A 9,233-nucleotide genomic window follows, 5' to 3' on the forward strand; every position below is an offset into this window, starting at 1 on the left:
CACCCCACACGGATACCTACCGTGACAATTCCCGCAACGGAGGGCCATTCATCGGCCCGGCGTCCCGGGCGGCCAGCGTCGGTCGGACGCTGATTCCCACCCCCAGAGTAGTCAGAATGCGACCGCCGTGAGCCTTCACCGGGTTCTCGCTCACGCGGTGCCGGGCGCTGCCGTCAGCCTCGGCACCGCCGCCAGGGACACCGGGACGCGCGCCCGCCCGGCCAGCGGACATCCGCAGCCAGCAAGCCGAGTCCGATGCCCAGCATCCAGGAGTCCTTGGCCAACGGGATGCCGTTCTGGGTGGGCCGCAGGCTGCCGGGCTCCCGCATCCCCGGTACCTGGAGGTAGAGGCCGAGCAGGCCGCCGGAGAACCCGGTCAGCGCCAGTCCGGCCAGTCGGGTCGGCACGAAGGGGGCGAGCAGGGTTCCGCCGACCGTGATCTCCGTCAGCGCGAGCAGCCGGGTGAATCGCTTGGCTTCCATCTTCTTGAGGAACGGGTAGGCGATACAGGCCATGCCATGCACGCCATGGGCGGTCTCTTCGTCCGCCTTCAGCTTGCCCAGGCCGGAATTCAGGATGAACGCACCGGTGGCGAGGCGAGGGGCCACATCGCGGGGTTCGAGAGTCGTCATGGGAGCCTCCATCGATCTGGTATTCGGCCCCTCGTCGAGCTTAGCCAGCAGGTGTCGGAGCCGCTTCACGAGGAATCCCGCACCGCGCGCTGCGCGCTGCGCATTGCACCCGCCGGCCCGTGGCATCGGGCCAGGGGTGGTGTCGGATTCAACCAGGGGGTCCGGCTTCCGGCCGCTGTCGACGCGCTGCCCGTCACCGTGACCTGCTGCCCCTGACCTGTCGTCTTCGACGTGGTGCTCAGGCAGCTTCCGGACGACGTATCGGTGACGGTGGGAGGGCCGCCCGTGTAGTCGACGCCGGCTTCTGTACCGACGGACATGCCGTAGGTCACGGTGACGCGCCGGCCGCACCCGGCCGTGAGGTAGGGCTCGATGAATCCCTGATCAGCGCTCTTGAACCGGCCCGAGGCCGACGGCAGGCCGAAGCTGCCGATGTGTGCCACCGGCGTTCCTCACCGCGCGGCGGGCGGCCGATCTCGTCGAGGAGGCCGGTGGGCGTTCGGCGACACCGTGTGCCCACCCGTCAACAGCACGTGAGTGCAACAGCGGTTCCTGGGCGCCGAACGCACGGTGGAGCGCTACTACTGCAACTACGGGCCCAGCCCCACCACCTGGATCTGCTGCGGTCGCACGGGCTGCGCTTCACCGGCGTCGACGATGCGGGCGAGGTCCGTATCGCCGAACTCCCGGCACACCCCTTCTTCCTGGCCACCCTCTTCCAGCCCGAGCTGTTCGGTGACGGCACCCGGCCCCACCCGCTGATCACGGGACTGGCCGAAGCCGCCGTCCGTCATGCGAAAGGCTCGCTCTGATGCAGCTCCGGGACGACACCCCTCGGGGCTGGAGGACTCGCGTGACGGTCGCGATTGCCGGGTACGTACGGGCGTGCACGGTCCTCGACGCCCACGCCGCCAGCCCCCTCGCGCCGGTGCCGGACGCCGCACCGGCCGCGGTCCGCACCGACATGTCGAAAACGCACGTGGGCGTGCCCCCACGCTATGCGGACGTCACGTCCAAGGGCTCGTAGTGGGTGGTCCAGCCGCGGCACATGTCCCAGGTGCCACCGTCGGCGGAGGCGCCGCGCAGACCATGGACGGTGTCGGCACCGGCGAGTTCGACGAGCCGCGGGGTGCCGAGCGAGGCGAAACCGAAGGTGCGGGCCGGATCCCAGTCGGTGGACCGGCGAAGGCGCCGGGCGAGCTGGGCCACTCCGAGCGGCGCGCCTGCCAGCACCCACGCGTCCGGGGCCTGGGCCGTCAGCCGTCGGGCGGGACGCAGCCACGAGGCCGCGTCCTCGGGCCAGTCGACGACGACGAGCACATCCCTGTGCAGGGCCTGCCATGCGCGGATGAACGCCTGGGCGGCGTTACGGGAGTCGGCGTCGCGCCCGTGCCCGACGGCAACGGACCGGATACGCGAGCGGGGCGCGGTCGACAATCCGATGAGTGCGGCCAGTTCCGCTTCCGTGTGGGGATCCGGTCCCGGGCTGACGGCGACGGGGTTACGGAGCTTGGGCGATCCGCCGCCTGCGCCGTCTTCGATCGGGTTCATGTGGTGTCTCCGGGGCTGTGCACCCGCCGGCAGGAGCGCCGCTTCTTCTTCGCGGGCATCGGTGCGGTCGTTCACGCGGCGTCGTGGAAGACGAGGCCGAGGGTGCGGCGCCGGCCGGATCGGACGGTGCTGACACCGTGCCGCATGGGCGCGGTCGACCAGCCGCGCCGGGAGGCGACCGGGCGGTCGCGGGTGGTGAAGACCAGCCCGTGTCCTTGGAGAAGGGCGGTGGCTGATCCCCGGGACTGGGCGCGGGGGCGCTGCTCGGTCATGAGGAATTCGCCCCCGGTGTAGTCGGTGCCCGGCGCGTCGAGTCCGATGACGACCTGGAGCGGGAAGAGCATGTCGCCGAAGACGTCGCGGTGCAGGGCGTTCCAGTCTCCGGCACCGTAACGCAGAAGGATCTGGGCGGACTTGGACTGCCCGGCCTCGTGACACATACCGAGCCATTCCTCCAACTCGTCCGGCCACGGGGCGGGCTTCCCCAACTTGTCGGCCCAGGCACGGGCGATCGGCAGCAGGTGCGGGTAGAACGCCTCCCGCAACTCCCCGACCACTTCGGGCAGATCGTGCGTGAAGTAGCGGTACTGCCCGGAACCGAATCGGTGGCGGGCCATGTGGATGGTGGAGCGGAAGCGTTCGGTCTCGTCGTACAGCCCGGCGAGCTCGCGGCACCGGTCGGGGGTGAGGAGCCGCCCGGTCGGCGCGCTGCCGTATTCGTCGATCTCGTCGGTGAGCGCGGCCCAGTCGGTGGCGTCGAGAAGGTCGCTCACGGTTCCGGCCGGCCGTGTTGTGTCGTTCACGGGTCTGATTCCTCGGTGTGCGGTTGGCAACGGGCAGGGTCGTGGGCGTCGCCGCGGCCCGGCGGAAGTGGCACGGGGCGCGACGACGCCGGTCAGGCGGCTGCCCGGGCGATGCTCTCGGCGACGCCTTCGTGGCGCAGCAGCAGCTGCTTGCGATCCGGTCCTCCGGCGTGGCCGGTCAGAAAGCCGTCCGCGCCGATCACGCGGCGGCAGGGCCGGACGATAAGCAGCGGGTCGGGTCATGGTGTGTTCCTCGGTGGTGGGTTGTCGTCGCAGCGGTCAGGCCCCGGCAGATGCCTCGGCCACGCGGGTATGTGCGGCTTCACAGCCTGCGCGCTGTCGCGGGGACCCGGCCGAAAGCCCTCGACAATCAATGCTGGCTGCCCCCGAGCAGCAAATCTGGCGCTATTCGGACATTGCGCTACGGGTGGTGTGATGCCCGCAGCCCGAGGATGGTGTCCACCGCGCCCACGGACCAGGTGAACGATTGCAACGGCTCAGAACCCCAGCATCGACTTGTCGAGCACGCCGCCCACCGCACCGTAGAAGCTGCGGCAGCGGGCCCGACGGGAGGGTGAACCGGTTGGGAGCCGCTCTCACGGCAGTCGCACAGACCGATCAGGTGAGGGTCTGTCTCAGCCTCCTCTCAGCCGGCGCCGTACAGGCTGGAAGAGTCCCCGGACCACCGGGCCCCAGCTGAGGAGGAGGATTCCTCATGGCCTCGCAAACCGTGGACCCGCCTGTCGTTCCGGCTGCAGACTTCACCGACCCGAGCGCGACAAACACGGCCCGTCGGCTGCACCACTTCTTTGAAGGCGCCTGTGACCGCACACCGTGGGCCGTCGCCCTGGAATGCGATGAGCAGCATCTGACGTACGCCGATCTCGACGCACGCGCCAACCAGGTGGCTCACTACCTGCGTCGTGCGGGCGTCGGTACGGGTACGCGCGTGGCTGTCCTGCTGCCGCGGTCCGTGGGCATGTACGTGTCGCTCCTGGGCGTGTGCAAGGCCGGGGCGGCGTTCGTGCCGCTCGACCCCGCGTCCCCACCCGAACGCATCGCGTACATCCTGGGCGACTCAGGCGCCGACGTCCTGCTGACCACGGGCGCTTTGATGCCGCGCGCCGGGCATGCGGAGACGGAGGAGCCGGGAGCGTGCCGGATGATCCGGACCGATGCCTGGGCGAGTGAACTCGCTTGTCTTCCCACGACGCGGCCGCCTGCCGACACGTCCGCCGCGGGCCGGCAGGACAACGATCCCACCGCATACATCATGTACACCTCGGGCTCCAGCGGCAGGCCCAAGGGCGTGGAGATCGCCCAATCAAGCATTTGCAACTTCCTCACCGTCGTGACCCCCGTTTACGCCGTACGCCCCGATGACCGGGTATTCCAGGGCATGACCATCTCGTTCGACTTCTCCGTGGAGGAGATCTGGCCGACCTGGACGGCAGGCGCCACGCTCGTCGCCGGGCCGAGCGGCCCCGCGCAGCTCGGCGACGAGCTCGCCGACTTCCTGGAGACGCATCGCGTCACGGTGCTGTACTGCGTGCCGACGCTGCTGGCGACGATCCCGCGCGAGCTGCCGCGGGTCCGCAGTGTCGTCGTGGGCGGCGAGGCGTGCCCGCAGAGTCTCGTCGACCGGTGGAGCAGGCCGGGACGCCGCATCCTCAACACGTACGGACCGACAGAGGCCACCGTCACGGCGACCTGGCAGGAGATGCGTGCGAACCGGCCCGTCACCATCGGACGGCCTCTTCCGACGTACTCGGTGGTGCTTCTCGACGAGCAGCGGCGGCCCGTGCCCCACGGTGCGGCCGGCGAGATATGCCTGGGCGGTCCCGGCCTGGCCCGCGGTTACGTGGGCCGGCCGGACCTGACCGCCGACCGTTTCATCGAGCACCCGCTGGGTCCCCGGAGCGGCCGCCTCTACCGCACCGGTGACCTCGGCCGGATGACCGCCGACGGGGAGATCGAGTACCTGGGCCGGGCCGACGCCGAGGTAAAGATCCGGGGATACAGGGTGGCACTCGGTGAGATCGACAACGTGCTGCTGGAGGACCCTGGCATAGCTCAAGCGGTCACCGCGCTCGTCCCCGCGCCGGACACGGGCAGGACTCCGCAGACCCGGGACGACCTGGACCCGGCCGGGCACAGCGGGACCGGGAGCGGCAAGGTGCTCGCCGCCTACGTCGTACGTGCCACAGACTCTCCCGGCCCGGACGCGGCCTCCGACGGCGACCTCGTCGGCCGCCTGCACGAGCACCTGCAACGTACTCTGCCCGCCTACATGGTGCCGTCGTTCCTGGACATCCTCGACCGCCTTCCCGCTATGCCGAGCGGCAAGGTCGACCGCCGGCTGCTACCCCCTCCGACCGGCCGCCGACTCATGGGGACCGGTCGCATGGTGCCCGCCCGTGGTGAGTCGGAGACGCGGGTGCGGGACACCTGGGCACAGGTGCTCGGTCTCGCTCCCGACGAGTTGTCGGCCGAGGCGAACTTCTTCACCGACCTCGGCGGCCACTCGTTGCTCGCCGCCCAGGTCGTATCGCTCTTGCGCGGCCGCGACAGCGGAACCGGGCCGACTCTGCGCGACCTGTACGAGCACCCGACCGTGCAAGAGTTCGCAGAGCGGATACGCGCCTCGGCGGCCACCATGGGCACCAGCCCGCCCCGCTCGTTCATCCGCCACAGCCGCGGCCGGATCGCACTCGCCGGACTGGCCCAGGCGGGGGCCATCTACGTTGTGCTCCTCTTGTTGACGCTCCCTGTGGCCGTCTCATACGCCGAACGCCACGGCCAGGTCTCGGGCGGGCAGATCGTGCAGCCGACGATCGCCGTCCTGGCCGGCTACCTGGCGGTGCGCTGGGTCCTTCCTCCCGCCCTGTCACGCCTGCTGGAGAAAGGCATCGCACCTGGCCGCTACCCACTGTGGGGACTGACCTATCTACGCCTGTGGGCGCTGAACCTGCTGGTGGAGATCAGCCCGCTGCGGGTACTCAGCGGCTCTCCCATGATGGCTCCCTACCTTCGGCTGCTCGGCGCGCGCGTCGGAGCCCGCACCACGATCGCCACCGGCGTGATCGGTCTGCCGGCTCTGCTGAGGATCGGCAGCGACGCGGCGGTCGGCTATGGCGTTTCACTTCGCCCCTGGAAGGTCGCGGACGGACGGGTCACCGTCGCGCCGATCACGGTTGGCGAGCGTGCCTTCGTCGGTGCCAACGCGGTGCTTGAACCCGGTGCGTGCATGGGGCCGGGGTCCGGGCTCGGTGAGCAGTCCGTGATCGGCCAGGACGAGTCGATGGCTGCCGGAGCGCGCTGGACCGGATCACCGGCGCGCCAGGTCGAGGCCCTTGCCCCGGTCGTCGAGACAATGCTGCGCACACGCGGCGTTGCAGATCACTGGCGGCCGCGACATCTGTTCGCGGCGCTGCTCGGCCTGGTGTTCCTGGAACTGGCTCCTCTGCTGATGGTCCTGCCCAGCATCGCGTTGTTCTGGTTCGCATGGCTGCGCTGGGGTGCGGGCTCGGCGCTGGCTGCCACCGCGCTGTCCGGCCCGGTTTTCGTGGGTACGGTGTGCCTGGTGGTGGCCGCCGGCAAGCGCGTGGTCCTGCCCGAGGTGCCCGTGGGCATCCACTCGGCGCGCTCCTCGCTCGGCGTACGCAAGTGGGTCGTGGACAAGCTGCTGGAGTACAGCCTCACTTTCACCAACGCCCTCTACGCCACCCTCTACACCGTGCCGTGGCTGCGGCTGCTCGGCGCGCGCGTGGGCCGGGGGGCCGAGGTTTCCACCGCCACGTACGTCGAGCCGGGCCTGCTGACCCTCAAAGAGAGAAGCTTCGTCGCGGACAAGGCGAGCATCGGCGCCGCCATCTTCGCGGCCGGCCAGGTGGCCATGGGACCCACCACGGTGGGCAGCCGCGCGTTCGTCGGTAATGCGGCGCTGGTGGCGGCCGGCACGGAGCTGGGTGCGAACTCCCTGGTCGGCGTGGGTACGGTCCCGCCGCCCGACGGTGTGCCCGACGGCACCACATGGCTCGGCTCCCCCGCGTTGCGGCTGCCGGTGCGCCAGAGCAGCGGTTCGTTCCCTGAGGAGCTGACGTACCGACCGACTCGCAGGGCGGTGCTCGCTCGTCTGAGTATCGAGTTCTTCCGCGTCACCGTACCCGCCTCACTTCTGGCGACCAGTGCCTACCTGTACCTGCTGGCACTGTCCGGCCTCGCCCGTGGCGCCGGACCGCTGGTTCCGGTGCTGGTATCGCCCTTCCTGACCATCGGCGCGGCGTTCGCGGTCATCGCATACTGCATGGTGGCGAAGCTTGTCGTCATCGGAAGGTACCGGCCGCGTATCGAGCCGCTGTGGAGTTTGTTCGTACGGCGTACGGAGTTCGTCACCGGCCTTTACGAGGCGGCCGCGGTCCCGGCGGGGGTGGGGCTGCTGGTAGGGACTCCGTTCCTGCCGGCGATACTCCGAATGTTCGGTGCCCACATCGGCCGGCGTACCTGGATCGGCACCACCTTCCTCACCGAGTTCGACCTGGTGGAGGTGGGCGACGACGTCGCGGTCGACATGAACGTCTCACTACAGACACATTTGTTCGAAGATCGTGTCATGAAGATGTCGACGGTGACTGTTCGGTCCGGTGCGGACATCGGCCCCCGGGCCATCGTGCTGTATGACGCGGTGGTGGGCGACCGTGTCGGGCTCGGGGCGTTGTCCCTGGTCATGAAGGGGGAACACCTGCCGCCGGGGACGAGCTGGCGAGGTCTCCCCGCCGAAGGAGTGACGAGCCGTCCCCGACCGGTTCGGGGGGACTGATCGCCGTCGACTGCGGTGCGCGACGCATGACCGCCGGCGGTGAGGAGGAAGACATGAATCAGGCCGAGAGGCCCGGACCGCGCCCGCTCGCGCTCGTCTACCGGGGACCGGCATCGCTGCCAGGCTGCCCGGAGGCGGTCGCGGACCTGCTCACCGCCGGCCCGTGGGAACTGGACGTCCGCTTCGCCGGTCCGCGCGAGGCCCTGAAGTTGTCGGCCGGGTCGCTGTCCAGGGCCCTTGTGTATGCCCAGCCGGGTGGCGGCTCGCTCCGGCCTGCTTACCGGAGGCTGAGGCGGCAACGTGACGCGATCCGTGACTTCGTCCATGGCGGCGGACGCTACCTGGGCTTCTGCCTGGGTGCCTATCTGGCAGGGGCCACCCCGGGATTCGCGCTGCTGCCCGGCGACACCGACCAGTACATCCGCTCACCGGGGTGCACAGTCCACGACACCGGCAACACGCTGGTCGGGGTGATGTGGCGCGGACGGCCCCGCACCGTCTTCTTTCAGGACGGACCGTACTTCGCGCTCGACGCGGACGCGGACGCGACCGTCCTGGCCACCTACACCAACGGCGCGACCGCCGCGGTCGTAACCCGGTTCGGCACCGGCCGTGTGGGGGTCACCGGACCGCACCCGGAGGCCGGCGACGACTGGTACACCGACAACCGCCTCCCTGTCCACCACACCCGGGACCTCGCGCTGGACCTCGTGAATGCGGTGATGGAGAAATGACCACGGTGCCCGCACCGACAAGCCTCGATGCGACGATGGCGCTGGGACTGCGGCTCGTCACGGCGGGCGAACGGGACACACTCCAGGAGGCACCGTCAGTCCTGGACGCCGACGAGAAGCAGCGGGCGCCGGCGTTTCACCGGGCGTGCGACCGCCGCAGGTACATGAGCGCGCACACATTCCTGCGCCGAGTCCTCGGCCTACTTGGACGTCGCGCCCCGGGAGGTGCTCCTCACCCGCGAACGGTGCCCGCTGTGCGGCGGCCCGCACGGCCGCCCGGTCGTGGCGAACGGTGCGGTGCACTTCTCGCCGGCCTACAGCGGGGAACTCTGCCTCCTCGCAGTGGCGAACACGCCCGTCGGCGTTGACATGGAGAGGATCCCGCCACCCGAACAGGCAACAAGACTCGGTTCGGAGCTTCACCCGAGGGAGGCCATGGAGCTCTTGGCTCTGCCCGCACAGGACCGGCCCCTGGCCTTCGCCCGCGCCTGGGTACGCAAGGAGGCATACCTCAAGGGGCTCGGCACAGGTCTGACACGCGGGTTGTCCGCCGACGACGTCGGAACAGGGCCCGCCCCCGCCCAGGGCTTGCCGGGCCGGCTGATCGCCGACATCACCTTGGGCAGGAGCCGCGTTGCGGCGATCGCCGTCCGCCGCCGCTGACTGCGCACGTCGGCCGGCCGGGGACCCGGCC

The 9,233-nt window shown here is 70.2% G+C and carries 8 protein-coding genes and 2 pseudogenes; 5 read left to right on the plus strand and 5 right to left on the minus strand.

Going from position 1 to position 9,233, the window contains the following annotated elements:
• Positions 1-173 precede the first annotated feature (173 nt).
• Positions 174-632, minus strand: a complete 459-nt coding sequence (locus ACFVV1_RS24695) for a hypothetical protein (protein ID WP_389992941.1) — start codon at positions 630-632, stop codon at positions 174-176.
• Between the two features lie 65 nt (positions 633-697).
• Positions 698-1,075, minus strand: coding sequence for a hypothetical protein (locus ACFVV1_RS24700; RefSeq protein WP_389992943.1), 378 nt, complete (start codon positions 1,073-1,075; stop codon positions 698-700).
• 103 nt (positions 1,076-1,178) lie between these two features.
• On the opposite strand from ACFVV1_RS24700, the pseudogene ACFVV1_RS24705 reads away from it, so the two are divergent.
• Positions 1,179-1,444, plus strand: a pseudogene (locus ACFVV1_RS24705) (hypothetical protein); the annotation flags it as partial.
• Between the two features lie 41 nt (positions 1,445-1,485).
• Positions 1,486-1,659 carry a hypothetical protein gene (locus ACFVV1_RS24710; RefSeq protein ID WP_389992945.1) on the plus strand — a complete coding sequence of 58 codons (174 nt, stop codon included), beginning with the start codon at positions 1,486-1,488 and terminating at the stop codon, positions 1,657-1,659.
• Here ACFVV1_RS24710 and ACFVV1_RS24715 read toward each other — a convergent pair.
• The 3 genes and pseudogenes from ACFVV1_RS24715 to ACFVV1_RS24725 all read right to left on the minus strand — a co-directional run.
• Complete coding sequence (locus tag ACFVV1_RS24715) at positions 1,629-2,183, minus strand: hypothetical protein (protein WP_389992947.1); 555 nt, start codon at positions 2,181-2,183, stop codon at positions 1,629-1,631. The two genes, ACFVV1_RS24710 and ACFVV1_RS24715, sit on opposite strands and share 31 nt — an antisense overlap.
• A gap of 71 nt (positions 2,184-2,254) precedes the next feature.
• Positions 2,255-2,986, minus strand: coding sequence for a 2OG-Fe(II) oxygenase (locus ACFVV1_RS24720; protein WP_389992949.1), 732 nt, complete (start codon positions 2,984-2,986; stop codon positions 2,255-2,257).
• Positions 2,987-3,078: 92 nt separating this feature from the next.
• Positions 3,079-3,222 (minus strand): annotated as a pseudogene (locus tag ACFVV1_RS24725) (MGMT family protein); the annotation flags it as partial.
• Positions 3,223-3,701: 479 nt separating this feature from the next.
• Between ACFVV1_RS24725 and ACFVV1_RS24730 the strand changes: the two are divergent.
• The 3 genes from ACFVV1_RS24730 to ACFVV1_RS24740 all read left to right on the plus strand — a co-directional run bounded on the left by ACFVV1_RS24730 (position 3,702) and on the right by ACFVV1_RS24740 (position 9,202).
• Positions 3,702-7,805: a Pls/PosA family non-ribosomal peptide synthetase gene (locus tag ACFVV1_RS24730; RefSeq protein ID WP_389992952.1), complete on the plus strand. Its 4,104-nt coding sequence runs from the start codon at positions 3,702-3,704 to the stop codon at positions 7,803-7,805.
• A gap of 53 nt (positions 7,806-7,858) precedes the next feature.
• The gene (locus ACFVV1_RS24735; protein WP_389992954.1) at positions 7,859-8,539 is read left to right on the plus strand and encodes a BPL-N domain-containing protein; all 681 of its coding nucleotides are present in this window, start codon (positions 7,859-7,861) and stop codon (positions 8,537-8,539) included.
• A 342-nt stretch (positions 8,540-8,881) separates the two neighbouring features.
• Positions 8,882-9,202, plus strand: coding sequence for a 4'-phosphopantetheinyl transferase family protein (locus tag ACFVV1_RS24740; protein ID WP_389992983.1), 321 nt, complete (start codon positions 8,882-8,884; stop codon positions 9,200-9,202).
• The last annotated feature ends 31 nt before the right edge of the window (positions 9,203-9,233 follow it).

It is taken from the genome of Streptomyces sp. NPDC058092, assembly GCF_042884935.1.
Classification (GTDB): domain Bacteria; phylum Actinomycetota; class Actinomycetes; order Streptomycetales; family Streptomycetaceae; genus Streptomyces.